We start from the raw sequence: 18,397 nt of genomic DNA, 5'->3' as shown, positions 1-18,397 counted from the left end.
GGGAACGATCATGTCGTGTGATCAGCTAAAGAGTGCGATTTCCCCCTCCCTGCGCTAACCTGCGGCCATGTTTTACGAGGTCGACTATGCACATTCATATTCTGGGTATCTGCGGGACTTTCATGGGCTCGATGGCGGTTCTGGCCAAAGAGCTGGGCCATCACGTGACTGGCTCCGATGCCAACGTCTATCCGCCGATGAGCACCCAGCTCGAAGCCCAGGGCATTCAGCTGACCCAGGGTTACGACCCGGCGCAGCTTGATCCGGCACCGGATCTGGTGGTGATCGGCAACGCCATGTCCCGCGGCAACCCGGCAGTGGAATATGTGCTGAACAAAGGCCTGCCGTACGTTTCCGGCCCGCAATGGCTGGCCGACCATGTGCTGCAAGGTCGCTGGGTGCTGGCGGTTGCCGGTACGCACGGCAAGACCACCACCAGCAGCATGCTCGCCTGGGTGCTGGAACATGCCGGCATGAGCCCGGGTTTCCTGATCGGCGGCGTGCCGCAGAATTTCTCGGTGTCGGCACGTCTGGGCGGCACGCCGTTCTTCGTGATTGAGGCCGACGAATACGACAGTGCGTTCTTCGACAAGCGTTCGAAGTTCGTCCACTACCGTCCGCGTACCGCGATCCTCAACAACCTTGAGTTCGATCACGCTGACATATTCCCCGATCTGCCGGCCATCGAACGGCAGTTCCATCACTTGGTGCGAACCATCCCGAGCGAAGGCCTGGTGATTCATCCGACCACCGAACCGGCCTTGCAGCGCGTGATCGAGATGGGCTGCTGGACCCCGGTGCAAACCACCGGTGCCGGCGGTCAGTGGCAGGTCAAGTTGCTGAAAGACGACGGCTCGGCATTCGAAGTGATGTTCGAAGGCGTGTCCCAAGGCGTGGTCGAGTGGGAACTGACCGGTCAGCACAACGTTGCCAACGCCTTGGCGACTTTGGCCGCCGCGCGTCACGTCGGTGTTGTACCGTCGATGGGCATCGCCGGGTTGAGCGCGTTCAAGAGCGTCAAGCGCCGGATGGAGAAAGTCGCGGAGGTGCGCGGCATCACCATCTACGACGACTTCGCCCACCACCCGACCGCGATTGCCACCACCCTCGACGGCCTGCGCAAGCGCATTGGCGATGCGCCGCTGATCGCGATCATCGAGCCGCGCTCCAACTCGATGAAGCTCGGCGCCCACCGTGACGGTCTGCCGGACAGCGTGGTCGATGCCGATCAGGTGATCTGGTATGCCCCGGCCAACCTCGGTTGGGATCTGGCAGGCACCGCCGCGTTGTGCACCGTGCCGTCGATCGTCAGCGATTCGCTGGAAGGCATCATCGAACGCGTGAAGAGCCAGGCCCAGCCCGGCACCCACGTGGTGATCATGAGCAACGGCGGCTTCGGCGGCCTGCACGGCAAACTCGCCGAGGCGCTGAAATGAACACTCGTTTCGAGAGCAATGGCCCCGAACGCATCACGCTGGCGATGACCGGCGCATCCGGCGCCCAGTACGGTTTGCGCCTGCTGGATTGTCTGGTGCGCGAGGATCGCGAGGTGCACTTCCTGATCTCCAAGGCCGCGCAACTGGTGATGGCCACCGAGACCGACGTGTCGCTGCCGGCCAAGCCGCAAATGATGCAGGCGTTCCTCACCGAATACACCGGCGCGGCCGCCGGGCAGATCCGTGTGTACGGCAAGGAAGACTGGATGTCGCCGGTGGCCTCGGGCTCCGGCGCCCCGGCCGCCATGGTGGTGGTGCCGTGCTCGACGGGTACGCTGTCGGCCATCGCCACCGGCGCCTGCAACAACCTGATCGAGCGGGCGGCGGACGTGACGTTGAAGGAGCGTCGCCAGTTGATTCTGGTGCCGCGCGAAGCGCCGTATTCGAGCATTCACCTGGAGCACATGCTCAAGTTGTCGAACATGGGCGTGACCATCCTGCCGGCCTCGCCGGGTTTCTATCACCAGCCGCAGACCATCGATGATCTGATCGATTTCGTGGTGGCGCGGATTCTCAATCTGCTGGGCATTCCCCAGGACATGCTGCCGCGCTGGGGCGAACACCACCTGAGCAGCGATGAATAAGCTGCTGGCGATCCTGCTGGCGCTGCAACTGACCGGCTGCGCCACGGCGCGCACGCTGGATGCCGCCAAGCCCGGCGCGCCGGTGGTGTATTCCGGCACCCGGCTTGATCTGTATGCAATGAATGGCGGTTGTTGCGCGATGGATCGATTCGGCGCCGAGGCACCGAGCTATCCCGGCGTGGATCTGCCGGCCAGCGCATTGCTCGATACGCTGCTGTTGCCGTTGTCGTTGCTGACGGTCATCGGTGTAGGGTTTCAAGCGACTGGCGGGTTATGAGCCAATGGCACGACCCCACAAGGGCGTGCTATTGAAGCTCCCTACAACGTGATCGTTTCGGGCGGAAAGACGATGTCGTCGGAGAATATGTCCTGTCCTGCCGGCAATTCGATAACGCGCTTGCCGGCATTCGCCACTTCATCGATCAACCCGTCATATTCGTCCCGGTTCAATTCTCCTGCCCGTGTGCGGGCTTCGATGACGTCTGCAGGGTTCTGATCTGATCCCGTGGCGTGTGTCAGCGCCTGCAAATGGATATCTTCCACTGTCGCCGCGCGGGTCATGCCTGAGTTGACCAGCCAGACGCGCCTCGACGTGAAACCGATCGATGACATCGAAACATGCCCCTCCATTTTCATGCTCGGGAACCACGTTTTGCCGTCCGCGGGGCTTCGTTCGAGCCGCGTCGGGTTGTAGACGCGATTGTCCTGTCCCGCAACGACTTCCACATTGCGGGTATCGAGCAGGTAGCAAAACCGGATGCGTTGAGCGGGGGGCGTCGAAGTGCCGCTGGTTGTCTGGTGCGCCTCTATGCCTGTCACTCCTCTGGTTTCATTCGCAAAGTCCATGGCGGTCTTCAGGCTGAACATTGCACTGACGGGCGTCTCGCTTGTGGCGCCCACGGCCGATACCACGCGTGGGACCATGGCCCCAGGCCGGGCTATTTCGAAAGGTGTCCGGTCATCCACTTTGAACACGGCAGGAATGTCGGTTCTGTACAGATAATTGTGCGTGTTGCGCTTGAAGCCGCTGAGCCGCAACAGCTCCTGAAAGAAGGGTTCGGTCAGACTCGCCTTCAGCAGGCTGGTGCCTTCTCCCTGATTTCTCAGCTGGATGATTTCAGCATCGATTTCCGGCAGAAACGGTTCGAAGAGTTTTTCGTTGGTTACCAGCCGGGTGCGTTCCTGATAGGTCTTGACCCATCCAGGCATTTCATCATTGATCAGGTTCTTGAACTGCCCTGTCGGCGACAGCTCCTTGCACAGTCGTATTAGTTGCTGGACGGAAAGATTGTAGGGCTGGAACCGGGCGAGGATTTGCTCTCGTGTTTTGAGCGGAGAATCAGGGTTGGTCCACAGCCGCAGGTAGTCGATCAGTTGTTCACGCTGGGAAGGGTATTCCCGTTGTTTGACCCAGGCAGGTGGTTTCTGATGGAGCGCAACCTCCCGACGAAAGCGCACGATGTCGGGTCCTTCGATCCGGTAAAGGTTCCAGATGTCGATGTCCCGCCAGAACGGGCGCAGAACATTCTCTTTGTAGATCGGATAATCGGTGGCTTTGACGACAATCAGGCTGGCGCCTTCACGAAACGCCAGTTGGGTGAGAGGTCCATGATTGTCATTCAGGCCAGGCTTGCGCTGCATTTCGACATAACCATGGAAATTCGACTTGTCGAGATCCCAGGTGTAGTGGCGCTGATCACCGTAGGCAAGCGTGGCGTCCGCTGTCCTGGACGTGTCGGGTGTTGATGGGCGTGGAGAGGGCGAGCCGGGTGTTGGCGGGCTTGGCAATGGCGTTTGCGGGCCAGATGGGCTGCGGTGCAAGGTGACGGACTGGAGGTGTTCTGCCCATTGGGCGGGCGTGCGTTTCTGATGGTTCAGGAGGCTGTTGAACAGGTCGCGATCCATGTCCATGCCAGACCAGCGGTACAGCTCGTCAAACAGATAGGCGTTTTCCATCCGTTGTGTCCGAACGGTAGCCCATAGAGGTTTCTTGCCGGTGCTGTGCGCTTCGCTGCGGAAACGGGTGATTTCTGCGCCCTGTATCCCGTAGAGATCCCAGATATCGCGGTCTGTCCAGGCTGTCAACAGTTCGGCTGGCTGATCGATTCGCGAGGCGGAAGGCTCGACACTGACAAACGAGCCGCTTTCGTCCATGAACGCATGATGCAGCGGCGGCCCGACCTCGTGGGTCCGGCGCATTTTTCGGTGCAGGACCACATAGCCATGGTGATTGTTGGCCTTCTCGTTCCATACGTAATGTTGGGTGTCTACGTAAATCGGTGCAGCGTTCGGTTGCGTCCGGGCCGGTCCCTGCAGGTGGGGCTGTGCTGCGTTATCGTCGGTATTGTCTGCCTGCCGGTGTACCGTGGACTCGAGGGGCTGACTGATAATCCGCGGCTCAGCGACCCGCCAGGTATTGCTTTCGGAGTCGAATTGCAGGACGGGGCCCGAGGGCTGCGCTTCCTGTGACCGCATGGCTCGGTAGGTGCCGAGGCCTTCGTCCCAGGCCACCATGACCGTCGTGGTCGTGGTGTATTGCACCTCGGCATAAATGCGCCCCCTGTGAACCCGCAACCCTTCGGTGTTGACGGCAGGCAATAGCGTTCGCAATTGCGTCGGCAACTCGTACTGACGGATCGATCCGCTCGCGTGTGGGTTGCTGGGTGATCCTCCTTCGGTGTCTCCAGCCGGGTGGGTCAGATCCTGAATCTGTATCGCGGGCAATGTGTCACTTGAAGAGTGGGGTGCAGGCGCCTCCGTGGGGCGGCTGACGCTGTCTGTTTCCGGGAATCGAATCGAACCCGGGAAATCATGACGCTGAGTCAACGACGTTTCCGGAGTCCTGTCGAGGGTGGGGGTATTTTTGCTGGTGCCTTTCGACGTTTTTGTTTGCGGTGCCATCAAGGAATCCTTTCATTGATTGCCTGACGTGCTGTGGTGTCATCCCGTGGCGGAATGGCCGTAGACGCAGGTGTGCTGGAGGGCACGTTATCCATGAAAGGGAAGGGGCACGTAGTAGATAGTTACTACACGCGGGTTGATTCGATTCACTTCATTTCGAATGTCGGCCAGTTCACGCAAGATCCTCGGGCTTCATTGGAAATGGTTACCCGGGACCCGCGTTGAACCGCTGTGGCGAGTGAGCTTACTTGCCGAGTTTTCTCAGTTCGTCCGACTCGACAATCCGCACGCCATCCTGCTCCTCCAGCGCCAGGCGCCACATGGCACGGGCCAGTTGGCAGGCTTCGATGCCACGGTATTTGCCGGGAATCAATTTAGAGAATGGCGCGGCGAGCTGTTCGCCCAGGCGGGGCTCGCTGCGTTCGCCGAGCAACAGCGATGGCCGGCAAATGGTCAGTTGCGGCCAGTCCTGCGCGCGCAATGCGTATTCCATCTCGCCTTTGACCCGGTTGTAGAACACCGAGGACCGGCGATCGGCCCCCAGGGCGCTGATCACGATCAGGTGCCGTGCGCCCATCTCCCGGGCGCGCTTGGCGAACGCCACCACCATGTCCAGATCCACGGCGCGAAACGCCTCTTCGGAGCCGGCCTGTTTGATCGTGGTGCCGAGGCAGCAATAGGCGATGTCGACCCGACCGGCCAGTTGCGGCAGGAAGGTCTGCGGATCACCGACCGGGTTTTCCAGATGCGGGTGTTCGGCCAGCGGCCGGCGTGAGGGGGCAAGGACGCGGCTGATCGTCGGCTCGTTGAGCAGGCGGTCGAGCAGATGTTCACCGGTCAATCCGGTGGCTCCGGCAAGCAAGACATGCTGAGGCGTCAAGTACATAGTGTCTCTCCCTTGATACTGTTCAGCTTAGTTGCTCTTTATCGCTCCGTCGTTCAACGCAGCACTTTGCAATGCTTTTCTCGCTTGCTGTTTACGCAGCAGTTGCCAATGTGCCAGTACGGTTTTCGGCGCCCAGATCTGCGGTTCAGAGGCTTCGAAGCTGTCCGCCAATTCCCGTTCGGCGACGGTGGCCTTGGCCAGCTTGAAGGCTTGTTCCAGGTCGTCGGTCTGGTTCAGCGCCTGGGCAAACAGGGCGTCGCCGAAGTAGGTGAAGTTGGCCTCCTCGGAGCAGCCGAACGACACGCGGTCGGCGCGCGAGGCAGTCATGATCAGCGTGCGTTCATCCTTCAACGCCGGAATGAAGCCACCGGAATAGCACGAGGAGATGACGATGATCTTGTCGCGGTTCTTCAGTGGCGCGAGCACGGCGGCGAGTTCGTCGGCGGGCAGGTCGGCCAGTTCCATGCGCGGCTGGTCGAGCACCAGCTCGTGTTCGGCAGTGCCGTGGCTGGTCAGGTAGATGAACACCAGATCTTCCGGGCCACTGCGTTCGGCCAGGGTCTGCGCTGCGCGGCGCAGGTTTTCGCGGGTGGCCATCGGCCGGTCGCCGAGGTGGTCGCGATGGTTGACCAGGCGGATCTGGCCAAACGCGCCGAAACGGCTGGTGAGCATGTTGGCCACGTAATCGGATTCACGCAGGAACACGCTCTGTTTGCCATCGCCGCCGAGGGTCAGGGTGTACAGCTCCACTGCCGGGGTCGAGACCGGCACATTGGCCAGCGCTTCATCGAGCAGGCGACCCTGGGCCAGCAGGCCGAGTTCTAGGGTGTCCGGCAGCAACTTGCCGTCGGCATCGCGTACCCGCTGGCCGTTGATCCAGGTGCCGCTGAGTACCGTGCCGTCAGTCAGCACCAGCGTGCCTCGGCCCGCGTAGCTGTCGCTGTCGAACCCGCCGACGTAGAAACTGCCATCGGACAGGTTCAGGCGTCCCTGGCCGCTGAAGCGCCAATCATTGAAGTAACCGACGTAGTGGCTGCCGTCGGCGCCGATCAGTTCGCCCTTGCCGGTCAGCGCGCCTTCCTTGAACTGCCCGAGCCAGACATCGCCATCGGCGTTTTCGTAGCGACCCTTGCCGTGCAGTTGATTGTTCTTGAAGCCGCCGACGTAGATGTCGCCGTCGGCACTGTTGAAGGTGCCGTTGCCTTCGAGCTGGCCGTTGACGAAGTGGCCGGTGAACTGATTGCCGCTGGCATCGCCGCGCTGGCCTTCGCCGTTGGGTTTGCCGTGGGCGAACTGGCCCTGGTAGGAGCTGCCGTCGTCCAGCTCGAGGCGACCGAGCCCGGAATACTGGTCGGCCTTGAATTCGCCGCGATAGGTCATCGCGTTTTCTTTGAGGGTGCCTTCGCCGTCGCGCCGGCCCAGCTTGAAGCCGCCGGAGTAGCTGCCGGCCGTGGTGGTCAACGTGCCCTGGCCGTCGAACAGCCCTTGCTGGAAGTTGCCGCGATAGACCTCGCCATTGCTGCCGTGCCATTCGCCCTGGCCATGCCATTGCCCCTTGTCGAACGCCCCGGCGTACCAGCTGCCGTTGGGGTAGTCGACCCGCCCCTGGCCTTGCAGCAAGCCATCGACCAGTTCACCGCGATAGCGGCCGCCGTCGGGCAGGCGCGCATCCGGCGGCAACAGCGATTCGCCGTCGCCACACGCGGCCAGCAACAGGGTCAAGGCAAGGGGAGCAAGAGGAGCGAATGAGCGCATAGCGGGATCCGGGCAATTAGGCGACCGAGTATGCCGCAGCTATGTGACCTTATACAGCCGGCAGGGAGGAGCGGATGCGAAACAGCGTGAGCCGCTTCGCATCCAGGCGCTTAAACGAAGCAGAGCGACAGCGGTTCGGCGATGTAGGCCGGTTTGTCCGAGCCTTCGATCTCCAGGGTGGCGGTGGCCTTGAGCAGCCACTGGCCAGGTTTTTTCTCGGTCACTTCACCGAGGTCGACCTTGAGCCGGACCTTGGAATTGACCTTGACCGGCTGGATGAAACGCACGCTGTCCAGGCCGTAGTTGACCACCATCTTCACGCCTTGCGGCAGGATCAGGATGTCTTCCATCAGTTTGGGGATCAGCGACAACGACAGGAAACCGTGTGCGATGGTGCTGCCAAATGGCGTTTGCGCGGCTTTGACCGGGTCGACATGGATGAACTGGTAATCCCCGGTGGCTTCGGCGAACAGGTTGATGCGCTCCTGATCGATGGTGAGCCATTCGGAACGTCCGAGTTCCTTGCCGACATAATCTTTGAGCTCTGCAACTGGAACATAGGGCATTGAGACTCTCCTTGGGTTCATCGGTTTTATAGTTTTTCAGGTGGGGGATTTGACCGCCCTGCGAACCACTGTAGATCATCATGGCGATTTGCTCAGGTCAACCGACCATGCTTTTGGCGAATGCCGATCCATAGCGCAGGCGTGCTTATAATGCCCGGCCCGTGCTTGTCGGGAAGTCGGACGGAGATGACGGATGTTGCTACGCGGCCTGACCATGCTGGTGCTGTTTCAATTGCTCGGCACGGCCCTCAATCATTTGCTGTTGCCGGTACTGCCGGGGCCGATCATCGGCCTTTTGCTGTTGCTGGTATTTCTGATCGTGCGCGGTGAAGTCGGCGAGCCGTTGAACCTCGCCGCCGGCAGTCTGCTGCGTTATCTGCCATTGCTGCTGGTGCCGCCGGCGGTGGGCGTGATGGTCTACGCCACGGCGATAGCCGCGGATTTCTGGGCCATCGTCGGTGCGCTGGTGGTCTCGCTGATTCTATCGATGGCCTTCGCCGGCGTGCTGATGCAACGGCTGGTCAAGCGTCACGCGCCGCATTCGGAGGAGTCCTGATGCTGTTCGACTGGCAAGGTGCCTGGGCGTCGGTGATTCACCATCCGCTGTTCGGCATCGGCATCACCCTCGGGGCTTATCAACTGGTGCTGGCGGCGTTCGAGAAAACCCGCTGGATCTTTCTGCAACCGGTGCTGGTCTCGATGCTGTTGGTGATCGGCGTGCTGGTCGGCTGCGGCCTGACCTACGCCGAGTACCGCAAGAGCACCGAGATCCTCAGCATTCTGCTGGGCCCGGCGACCGTTGCGCTGGCGGTGCCGCTGTATCTGAATCTGCGGCGCATCCGTCAATTGTTCTGGCCGATTTTTACTACGCTGGTGATAGGCGGCGTGGTCGCCACGGGTATGGGCGTGGCGCTGGGCTGGTGGTTCGGTGCCGATCACATGATCCTGATGACCATGGCGCCCAAATCGGTGACCTCGCCGATCGCCATGCTGGTGGCCGAGCAGATCGGCGGTGTCGCAGCATTGGCGGCGGTGTTTGTGTTGATCACCGGGGTGATCGGCGCGATCTTCGGTCCGGCGCTGCTGACCCGACTCGGCGTGCACAGCCCGGAGGCGCGCGGCATGGCGCTGGGCATGACGGCGCATGCAGTCGGCACGTCGGTGGCGTTGCAGGAAAGCGATGAGTGCGGCGCCTTCGCGGCGCTGGCGATGAGTCTGATGGGCGTGGCCACGGCGGTGTTCCTGCCGTTGGCGGTGTCGATGGTGGTGTAAGGAAATGTCTATGAGTCTGCCGCTTTTTCCGCTGAACACGGTGCTGTTTCCCGGCTGCAATCTGGATTTGCAGATCTTCGAGGCGCGCTACCTGGACATGATCGGCCGCTGCATGAAACAGGGCGGCGGGTTCGGCGTGGTGTGCATCCTGGAGGGCAGCGAAGTCGGCGTCGCGCCGGAAGGTTTCGCCATGGTCGGGTGCGAAGCGCGGATCACCGATTTCCAGCAGCAGGACAACGGACTGCTGGGTATCCGGGTGCAGGGCGGGCGCCGGTTCATCGTGCAGCGCACCGACGTGCAACGCGATCAACTGATCATGGCCGAGGTCGAGTGGCTGGACGAAGAACCCGAGCAACCGTTGCAGGATGAGGACGCCGATCTGGTGGCGTTGCTCAAGGCCCTGGCCGAACACCCGATGGTCGAGGCGCTGAACATGGGCATCGAAGCAGCGGGGCAGCAATCGCTGGCCAATCAGCTGGCGTATCTGCTGCCGTTCGCCGAGGAAGACAAGATCGACCTGTTGCAACTCGACGACCCGCAGCAGCGACTGGATGCGATCCAGGCGCTGCTCGATGAGTTGCAGGGCGAGTTGTTCGCTTAAGACTCAGCCCGGTTATTCCGGCCAGACGATGTCGTTGGCGAACCAGTCCTTGCCGCTCGGCAATGAAAGGATCGGCTTGCCGGCCTTGGCCACCGCATCGATCAAAGCGTCGTATTCATGTTGATTGGAAACGCCACTGTGGGTCCGCGCTTCGATGTCATTGCCGATGTAGCTGCTTTGAGCGAGGGCGGCAACGTCGTCGACCTTCGCGGCGCGGGTGAACGTCGAGTCGAGCAGCCACAGACGCTCTGATTCGATGCCTCGCCTGGACGTTGAAATCAGGGCTTCGAGTTCGTCCTCGGGAAACCAGGCGTTCTTTTCCAGTGCCGCCAGATTGAGCAAGTGGTTCTCCTCGTTGAGGACCACCTCCATCCTTCGCGTATCGATGACGTAAGAGAAGATGAACTGCTGATCGTGGCGGATCGTCTCGTAATTGCGTTCGGTGTCCAGTTCCACGTCCGATGCATCGGACCAGTCGTTGTCGGAGTTCCCCGACTCGTTGTCCGATTCACCCGGTTTCTTGCCGGGATATTTGTTTCTCTGACTGTTGTAACGCAGGTACTCCGGATCGGGAGCCTTGGTGCCCCTGGCGCCATACCTCTTGACCAGCTTGTGGCTGACCGTGGCACTGATCGGTTTTTCGGTCGTGGCGCCGCGCGGGTGTTTCAAGCGCGGCAGCATGCGTCCGTCGTTGTAGAGCTCGAAAGGCGTGCGTTCATCGGCCCTGAACAGGCCCGGAATATCCGTGCGGTACAGGCAGTCGCTGCTGTTTCGCAGGTAACCGAGTCGGGTCAGAAAAGCATCGAGAAATTCCCGGGTGACGCTTTTGTCGAAGTCGACCAGATCGCTGCGCAGTGTTCCGTTCCTCACGGGTAGGAGCAGTGGTTCGATTTCCTCCTGTAGTTGATCGAAGCGGGTCGGATCGTTCTCGTCCCGGGAGCGTAAGTGATGCTGCTCGGCCCACTCCGGCATCACCCGGGGATTGGCGGTCAGATCACTGTGCAACCGGATGTGTTGGCGTGGCGACAGGTTATAGGCGCGCAAAAATTCGACGCGCTGGCCGAACGTCATCAGCGGATACATCTTGAGCAGTGAGTCGTTCAGCAATCGGGTAGTGGCTTCATGTGCCGACAGTGGCGAAGTCAGCGGATGTTTGGCTGGTACGTGTGTATCGGTGTCACCGGCCTCTGGGTAGGGGCGTTTCACGGGGTTGTTTGAGGCCGGGCTCCATGTCGATTCACCGGTATTTCTGTAGAGCGCCGGCCCGGGAGACAACTTTTTGTACAGATCCATTACCCGATAGGTGCCCAGGTTCGCATCGAACTCCACATAGACCGTGCCGCTGTCTTTCACATCGACGAATGCGCGTCCGACGATGTAGCGCAGACCCTCCTCGTTGGCCGGTTGCAGGTTGCGCAGCAATCCGGAGTTCAAACGGTAACTGTCCAGTCCGGTCGACGTTTCACGAGAAGCGACCGGCAGGTCAGACACTTCGATTTTCGGCAATCCGGGTGTGTCCGCGAGAGGCGGGGTGTGTCCCGGGTTTCGTTGATGCGCGGCCGTCTGGTCTGGCAACGAATGCGGTAGCTGCGGGTCTGGAGCTTGCGGTCGCAATCGTGTGAGTTCAGCGAGCGAGTCAGCGGCCGTATTACCTTTGGAAAAACCTGGCGGCGAGGGTGTTTTTGGTCGCATGGTGTCATTCCTTGATGATGATCAGGTGCTCGGCAGATATCGAGCGGAACGCAGTGGTTTCGCTGCTCCAGACGTTGGTGGCAACGTTGTAGGAGATCTTGCCGGCAGCGGTTTCGCTCAGGCGAATGTGGTGAACCGACACTTCGTCGGACTCAAGCTCTTCACGCAGTTGATGCTCATGAACGTCTTGGGCGATGGCCTGAACCGATGGGTAGGCTCGGGCATCGATGGCGCACAGACCGATCACCTCGAACAGTGCATTGATCCGATAACGGTTTCCCGAGGAGACCACGACTTCAATGGTTTCCAGTGGCAGCAGCGGATCGTTGCTGTCCGGCAGTTGAATCCGGATGCTGCCGATTCTGAGCAGGTTGTCCTTGATGGCGAGATCGCGGTGGCTGACCTGTTCCTCCAGATGTTGTGTGTGAATGAGCCAGGTGGAAGAACCCGAGATCTGGGCATCTGCGTCTGCGGTGGACAGCCGGATGGACGTTGCGCTGGCGGGAAACAGTTCATAGCTGGACGATCGTCCCTCCAGCCAGTAGGTCGCGTTGTGCTCGGCTGCCTGAAAGTCGACCCGCTGCGGGGTTGCCTTCAACGTGCGTTTCTCCACAGAGGGTCGGACGAACATATACCGACCGGCTCGCTCGCGCAGCGCGGTGCGGCTTTGCACAACCGTATAACCCGGGTTCCTTGCGTCGTTTAGATACGCGGGACGTGGAAAGTCGAGGTGATAGGAAATCCCGTCTCGCATGACCAGCGTCATCGGATGAATCATCTGCCAGCCAGAGGCCAGGATTCCGGCTCCCATGTCGCGTTTCTTGCCCGGAGTTTCTCTTGCAGCACCGTGCAACGAGAGCAGGCCACCACCTTCGTGGAACGTGAGGGTGTGGTGAATGTCCGTGTAGCTGAGCTGCGTGAATGCATTTGGCCGTGTTTTTGTAACGGTATAAATCGCCCGGACTTCATCGATCTCCGTGCTGTCGCGGTCGACGTACAGAGTGCTTCGGGTCGGATTTTCGTGTGGTGTTGCCATCAGGATTGCGTGACGGATCTGGCGCGAGATGAAGTAATACGAGTGCGGTTTGTTCGAGATCCTGAAGGGATGATCGTTGACCGGCACCGGCGAGGTTTTCGTCGTGCCGACGGTCAGAACGGTAACTTTCACGGTCAGGTCGGCCAGGTCCGGGGTATCGGCAGGCCACGCCGGCTGCAAGTGGTAGCCGTCCTGTGTAATGAATGTCCATTTGTCGTTGCGCAGGGTGCGTTTGCCATCGACCGTCCGGTACACCGCCTCCAGCACCAGTTCCCGCCTTGGCGACCGGATGTCGTCGTCGCGCAGGGATTCAATGACCAGCGCGTCATTGCGTACGTACCAGCGCTGGATGGCTTCGAGTGTCACGCCCAGATAGACCTTGCTCGGCTCCTGGCCATCTTCGTGGAGGGAGACCTTGAGACAGTCAGGGGCAATTTCATAGGTATCGCTACCGCTGCCGCCATCGACCGTGCCATGAAGTCCACGGACAGAGATGCGGTCATCGCCGGCCCCGGCATCGACGCGGTCATCGCCATTGGCGGCAATGGTGTCGGCGCGATCGGAACCGGTCACGCGGTTGAGCGCGCCGGCCAGTGTCTCGACCTTTTCGATGGACCTGAAGGTTGAATGCAGCACCGGCTCACGCGACGGGTCCACAGGGCGCACTGCCAGCCTGCCGCTTTTAAGGTCGACATCAAAACCGATATGGCGCGGCGGGTTGGCGACAGGGTCTTGGTTTTTGTGTTTGCCTTGCAGCCAGAGCAGATCGGTGCCGTCACCGCCGGACAGCTCACTGACGGTGGTCGGGTCGTCAGACAGCGCGTCTGATGCCGACTGAAACAGAAAGGAGTCATCCTTGTTGCCACCGTCCAGGGTTTTGCGGCCGCTGGCATAGCTGAAGAAATTCGGCTTGTCCTCGACGCCTTGAACCGTGTCGTGGCCGCCGCCCAGGTTCCAGAATACCCCTTTCGCCGGGTCGCTTTTCGCATTGGCGATGACAGCGTCCGAGTCGGGTAATCCCTTCCTGGCGTCGTAGGTGTCATCCGTGTCGCTGATGACAGGGCGGTTTTCGCTGGTATAGGGCGTTTCGCCTTTGCTTTCATCCCATTGGAAACGATAGAGGCGAGTCGGCTGCAACGTAACCTCGAAACGGCCATTGACGATCACGTCGACACTTTCCTTGAATTCATTGTCGAGCCAGCCAAGGCTGCGGGTTTTCAAGGCTTTGGCATAATCGCCCGTGGTCTTTGCAACCAGGTAGCGATCCATCAGCGCCTTGTCCTGGCTTTGTCCGGTGAACGCGAACCAGCCGGCACGCCAGCGTTCGTGCACGGTCAGCTCGATGTAATCGTCGATGTCGTCGACCATGCGCGCGGCACCGTAGATTCGGGCACCGACAATCATGATCGCCGCCGCTGCAATCCCCACCGGGCCCGCCGCCTGAAAACCCATCAGGGCTGCGCAGCCAAGGGCAATGGACAATGCGCCGCTGAACACGCTCAAGCCGCCGGTGACGTACAGATCCTGAGCTTCCTTGCCTTGGGCCTTGGCGGCATCGTTGAAGGATTTGATGGCGGTGTAGATGTCGAAGGGCAGCGTCAGCACGCTGGCGATCAGACCCGCGCCCCGGCTCAGCCATTTGCCCATGGTGGTCTTGCCGAATTGTTCGAGGGCCATGGATCCCTGACGGATCATCTGTTCGCCGGTCTTGTTCAGCGCGTATTCGAGGCCCAGTGAAGTGATCTCGGCGAGAGCACCCCCCGCATTGATCAGCAATTCGCCCATCTGACCTTTCTTGAGGCCGTCGATGGCGCCCATGTAGGCGCTGTACAAACCGTAGGCCTGCAGCCCGGCGCCCATACTGGTCATGCCGCGACTTTTAGCCTTGTCTACCCAGCCCGGCAGGTGTTCGGGCAGCGGGCTTCTGTGGATATCCAGCTGTTGAGTGGCGGTCAGCAGTTTGCCGATTTTCTGCAGGGGATGCTCAGCATCACTGGCGGATATTTCGCGTAGAAGCGGTGCTGCTTCGGGGGAGCGCAGAGTGACGATTTCGTAGAGTAATTCCGGTACATGTTGGTGCTCCTGACCATCGACTGACTTGATCCGCTGCTCAACCTGGGCGGGATCGAATTGCAGCCCATCGATAAAGGCCTGATCGGGCTCGGGGAAGTACGTGTTGGCCGCTGTAATGGCCTCGCCGTTGACCCGGGCACCCAGCGCCTGAAGTGTCTGGCGGCTCACGGTCAGTTCGCCAAAGCGCATGGGCCCGAACAGTTTGTCCAGGTAATTCAGGTCGGGAACTTTGCCGGGCGTTGTATCGGTTTCGGCCGTCGTTGAATTTGATGGAATGTTAATGTCGGAAATTGTTATGGGGGCTGTAAGAATAGTTTCAGGATTGATGTTAAAGGGTTTGGCCAAAATCAATGCTCGCTTGTGAAGTGTCGAAAGACTTTGGCATGGCGGGTGGTTGTGTTCAGTTGTTATTGTTTTGCCGATTGTATTGTTGTTTTTTGTATTGCCTTTGAAGTGGTCTGTGGGATGTTTTTGATTTAGCGTTGAACCTGACTCGCAGGAAGCGGGCTTCATGAACAAGGAGAGCGTTATGACAATTTATGAAGATGAGTGGGCGTTCTGGGATGATATTGCCGGAAAGTATATTTTCAAACATGCGGGCGTTGATCTGAATGCCGAGATTGTCCTGAAGGCTGCCGGTTACTACGCGGATTCCATGGTGCTTGAACGACGCAAGCGCAGGCGTGTGAGGAACGATCCCGCCCAGGCTGCTGGTAAATGAAATCCTGTCTGTTGTTCAGTCCGTTCTTAACAAGAAGAGAACCTTCACATGTCTGATGCCAATAATATTACCTTCACGGGGCAACTGTTCGCGGATGGACTTCCGCTGGTGCTCAATTATCAAGTCATGGAGCAACGTTTGAAGCAGCCGCGGATAACAATGGGGCAGAGGTTGAATGCGGAGATTTCCCTGAATGATGAAATCAGTTCGCCAATCGTGACGCTTGCGGATCATGATGATGCCGAGCCGCTGTTATTGGAGTTTGTTCCGGATTATCAGGGGCGATATGCACTTAATGTCAAAACGGCCGGTCGTTACTTTGATTGGCAGCTGCGACTTGATCAAAGTACAAGGCATCTTCTGGCCGCGAAAAGTGGCGGTAGTTACTTTGAGCTGGAAACGTATGCCGGAAAGCTCAAGTCGTTTGGTGACCTGCCGTCCAATCCGGTTTCTGTGGCGCTGTTCAGCGTAGAGAAGAAGATGCGCCTGTTTCAGCATGAGACAAAGGAAGGGCTCACCTACTTCCTGGACAAGAATCCGAACGACACCGGGCACAATGCCTACAACCCTTCGTCGGTGTCGTTCGTCTTGAGGACCAATCCTTCGCTGCTGTCTGCCGTCGCCTAGTACGAATAGCGCAGCATGGTATGCGGCAAGTGTCGCAGCACAAAAAAACCGAACAGGGCGACCAGCGCCGGCAACACCAGCCACCAGACTCTCTGCGGCATGGCGCCGAGCGGTGACTGCCGCTGGCTGAGCCAGAGTCCGGCGGCGCATACGCACGCGGCAAGCATGGCGCCGGCCAGCACATCCGTCGGCCAGTGCGCGCCCAGATACACCCGCGACAAGGCAATCGCCAGTGCCGGAATGCAGCCGATCAGCAACCAGGTCAGTCGCAGTCTCGGCGGTTGCCCGCGTCCGGCGAGTACGGCCAAGGTCAGGAACAGCGCGAACGATCCTGACGCATGGCCGCTGGGCATGCTGTAACTGGTGAGCGGATCGGTCAGCACTTCCGGGCGCACCCGGGCGAAGAACATCTTGGTGCCGGTGTTGGCCAGGGCCGTGACAAGCAGGGTGCCGCCCACGAAGATCGCGTGGCGCCACTGGCGGCACAGCAACAGCAGCGCAGTCAGCAGGGCGCTGAACAGCAGCATGTTGCGGAACTCACCGATCAGGGTGAAGACCACTGCCACCTCATCCAGTGCCGGGCGGCGGTGTTCCTGCACCAGGGTCATGATGCCCTGATCGAGGGCGGTCAGGTACGGGTAACCGATGAACAGGCCGATCAGGATCAACAGGCTCATGCTGCTGATCCAGATCGTCGCCCGGCGATGGCGGCGCAGGCTGCTGTTGGCGCTCAGGCCGACCATCACCGCAATGCTGCCGGCGACGATCCCGGCCTGCAGCCAGAAACCCTCCGGCAACGGCAGTCGAATCGCCGCCCCGGTGGCCCAGCCCGGCAGCAGGTACGCGAGGCTCCAGCCGGCCGCTGCCAGCAGACTCACGGCGGCGAAGCGCGGGAAGGGCATGTCGCACATCCCGGCGACCATCGGCAGCATCGGCCGCAACGGGCCGATGAAGCGTCCGACCAGCAGGCTGGCGATGCCATAACGCTGGAAGTAGGTTTCCGCGCCGGCCATCCATTCCGGGTGATGGCGCAACCCCGGCAGACGCCGGATGTTCTGGTGGAAGTGGCGGCCGAGGAAATACGAAATCACATCGCCGAGAATCCCGCCGAGGAAACCCAGCAACAGGGTTTCACTCAGCGACAGGGCGCCGCTGCCGGCCAGCACCGCCACGGCAAACAGCAGCACCGTGCCGGGCACGATCAACCCGGCAATCGCCAGGCATTCCACGCAGGCCACGACAAACACTGCAGCGGCCAGCCACTGCGGATTGGCGGCCAGCCACCCGGTCACGCTATCGAGCCATGGGCCCATACAAACCACTCCATTTCATTGATGTCCCTGATCGGCGAGCCGAAGGGTGTGCATTCACAGCAGAAAATAATCGCGACCTTCGACCTGACCCCGGCGCAGCGGGTTCCGCGTGCACCACTGGGCATAGGCAGCATCGACGAAGCGATACATCAAGTGTTCGTCACGGCCATGGGGAATGCCCAGGCGGGTGGTCTGAATCACATGAGTTGGCGCAGGGCCGGTGTCTTCCACCAGCAGGATTTCATGGTCGAAGCGTTTGGCATCCCACACCGGCACTTTCAGCCCCAGCGCCTTGCACAGCAACGTCTGTCCGGCACAGAGTTTCTGCGACGGACGCGGGCGCCCCTGGGCGTCGGGGTTGTTCAACAGCATCTGCGCCAGGCTGGCCGGGCCGCTGATCTCGTCGACCCACGGATAGGCCGATTTGATCAGCACCGCGTTGCCCGGTCCCTGCGCGCTGAAGTTCAGCGAATCGCCGCCACGGGCGTAGTACATATAGATGTGGCCGCCGTCCAGAAACAAAGCCTTACGCTTTTCTGTGTAGCCGAGGGACGCGTGGCTGCCTTTTTCTTCGCAGTAATACGCTTCGGTTTCGATGATTCGGGCGCTGAGCCACAAATCGCCGACGCGGTGGCGGATGACTTTGCCGAGCAGATCACGGGCCAGTGTCTGGGCGTCGCGGTCGAAAAAGGCGTCCGCAAGGCCGACAGGCTGGCGCGCGGAGGTGGCGCGAACGGTCAGGTTGGACATGGCAAACAGGGTTTATCCAGGCGGAGGAGGTCGTGATGATAACAATTCGCGGCTTAATCCCGGCTGAACGTCGGCAAATCACCGTCCATTTCGACCATCCGCCCGTCACCGCTGTTAGTCCCGG

General features: G+C 60.4%; 16 protein-coding genes. 8 read left to right on the top strand and 8 right to left on the bottom strand.

Annotated features, from left to right (window positions below):
* Positions 1-86 precede the first annotated feature (86 nt).
* The 3 genes from mpl to LOY31_RS25590 are packed head-to-tail and all read left to right on the top strand — an operon-like array spanning position 87 to position 2,357.
* The gene (gene mpl / locus LOY31_RS25600; RefSeq protein ID WP_007958628.1) at positions 87-1,436 is read left to right on the top strand and encodes a UDP-N-acetylmuramate:L-alanyl-gamma-D-glutamyl-meso-diaminopimelate ligase; all 1,350 of its coding nucleotides are present in this window, start codon (positions 87-89) and stop codon (positions 1,434-1,436) included.
* A complete protein-coding gene (gene ubiX / locus LOY31_RS25595; RefSeq protein ID WP_039771880.1) occupies positions 1,433-2,080 on the top strand; it encodes a flavin prenyltransferase UbiX in 648 nt (215 codons plus the stop codon). The genes mpl and ubiX overlap by 4 nt, the downstream gene beginning before the upstream one ends.
* A complete protein-coding gene (locus tag LOY31_RS25590; RefSeq protein WP_064382190.1) occupies positions 2,073-2,357 on the top strand; it encodes a YceK/YidQ family lipoprotein in 285 nt (94 codons plus the stop codon). Before ubiX ends, LOY31_RS25590 begins: the two co-directional genes overlap by 8 nt.
* Before the next feature lie 41 nt (positions 2,358-2,398).
* Here the strand turns inward: LOY31_RS25590 and LOY31_RS25585 are convergent, their stop codons facing one another.
* The 4 genes from LOY31_RS25585 to LOY31_RS25570 all read right to left on the bottom strand — a co-directional run bounded on the left by LOY31_RS25585 (position 2,399) and on the right by LOY31_RS25570 (position 8,188).
* Complete coding sequence (locus LOY31_RS25585; protein ID WP_258712380.1) at positions 2,399-4,981, bottom strand: hypothetical protein; 2,583 nt, start codon at positions 4,979-4,981, stop codon at positions 2,399-2,401.
* A 244-nt stretch (positions 4,982-5,225) separates the two neighbouring features.
* Positions 5,226-5,867: an oxidoreductase gene (locus LOY31_RS25580; protein WP_007958634.1), complete on the bottom strand. Its 642-nt coding sequence runs from the start codon at positions 5,865-5,867 to the stop codon at positions 5,226-5,228.
* Positions 5,868-5,894: 27 nt separating this feature from the next.
* Positions 5,895-7,622 carry a C13 family peptidase gene (locus LOY31_RS25575; protein ID WP_258712379.1) on the bottom strand — a complete coding sequence of 576 codons (1,728 nt, stop codon included), beginning with the start codon at positions 7,620-7,622 and terminating at the stop codon, positions 5,895-5,897.
* Positions 7,623-7,732: 110 nt separating this feature from the next.
* On the bottom strand, positions 7,733-8,188 hold the full coding sequence (locus LOY31_RS25570; RefSeq protein ID WP_007909575.1) for a MaoC family dehydratase: 456 nt from the start codon (positions 8,186-8,188) through the stop codon (positions 7,733-7,735).
* A 193-nt stretch (positions 8,189-8,381) separates the two neighbouring features.
* Here LOY31_RS25570 and LOY31_RS25565 point away from each other — a divergent pair, with 193 nt between their 5' ends.
* Genes LOY31_RS25565 through LOY31_RS25555 form a run of 3 tightly spaced genes read left to right on the top strand, consistent with a single transcriptional unit; the run spans position 8,382 to position 10,061 of the window.
* Positions 8,382-8,744 carry a CidA/LrgA family protein gene (locus LOY31_RS25565; RefSeq protein ID WP_007958636.1) on the top strand — a complete coding sequence of 121 codons (363 nt, stop codon included), beginning with the start codon at positions 8,382-8,384 and terminating at the stop codon, positions 8,742-8,744.
* Entirely contained in the window at positions 8,744-9,460 is a 717-nt protein-coding gene (locus tag LOY31_RS25560) for an LrgB family protein (protein ID WP_007958637.1), read from the top strand. Before LOY31_RS25565 ends, LOY31_RS25560 begins: the two co-directional genes overlap by 1 nt.
* 10 nt (positions 9,461-9,470) lie before the next feature.
* Positions 9,471-10,061 carry an LON peptidase substrate-binding domain-containing protein gene (locus LOY31_RS25555; RefSeq protein WP_085608768.1) on the top strand — a complete coding sequence of 197 codons (591 nt, stop codon included), beginning with the start codon at positions 9,471-9,473 and terminating at the stop codon, positions 10,059-10,061.
* Between the two features lie 12 nt (positions 10,062-10,073).
* Here the strand turns inward: LOY31_RS25555 and LOY31_RS25550 are convergent, their stop codons facing one another.
* Together LOY31_RS25550 and LOY31_RS25545 are read right to left on the bottom strand one after the other, a co-directional pair.
* Positions 10,074-11,552, bottom strand: coding sequence for a hypothetical protein (locus LOY31_RS25550; protein ID WP_258712377.1), 1,479 nt, complete (start codon positions 11,550-11,552; stop codon positions 10,074-10,076).
* Between the two features lie 205 nt (positions 11,553-11,757).
* Positions 11,758-15,375 (bottom strand): calcium-binding protein, encoded by a 3,618-nt coding sequence (locus LOY31_RS25545; RefSeq protein WP_258712376.1) that lies wholly within the window; start codon positions 15,373-15,375, stop codon positions 11,758-11,760.
* On the opposite strand from LOY31_RS25545, the gene LOY31_RS25540 reads away from it, so the two are divergent.
* Positions 15,374-15,583, top strand: coding sequence for a hypothetical protein (locus LOY31_RS25540; RefSeq protein WP_258712375.1), 210 nt, complete (start codon positions 15,374-15,376; stop codon positions 15,581-15,583). The genes LOY31_RS25545 and LOY31_RS25540 overlap by 2 nt on opposite strands.
* A 48-nt stretch (positions 15,584-15,631) precedes the next feature.
* A complete protein-coding gene (locus LOY31_RS25535) occupies positions 15,632-16,210 on the top strand; it encodes a hypothetical protein (protein WP_258712374.1) in 579 nt (192 codons plus the stop codon).
* Here LOY31_RS25535 and LOY31_RS25530 read toward each other — a convergent pair.
* Both LOY31_RS25530 and LOY31_RS25525 read right to left on the bottom strand, forming a co-directional pair.
* A complete protein-coding gene (locus LOY31_RS25530) occupies positions 16,207-17,523 on the bottom strand; it encodes a bifunctional DedA family/phosphatase PAP2 family protein (RefSeq protein WP_258712373.1) in 1,317 nt (438 codons plus the stop codon). The two genes, LOY31_RS25535 and LOY31_RS25530, sit on opposite strands and share 4 nt — an antisense overlap.
* A gap of 54 nt (positions 17,524-17,577) precedes the next feature.
* On the bottom strand, positions 17,578-18,273 hold the full coding sequence (locus tag LOY31_RS25525; protein WP_007958648.1) for a DNA-3-methyladenine glycosylase: 696 nt from the start codon (positions 18,271-18,273) through the stop codon (positions 17,578-17,580).
* Positions 18,274-18,397 lie beyond the last annotated feature (124 nt).

This window comes from Pseudomonas sp. B21-021 (genome assembly GCF_024749205.1).
Taxonomy (GTDB): Bacteria; Pseudomonadota; Gammaproteobacteria; order Pseudomonadales; family Pseudomonadaceae; genus Aquipseudomonas; species Aquipseudomonas paraglycinae.
This window is presented reverse-complemented; position numbering and strand designations above follow the sequence as displayed.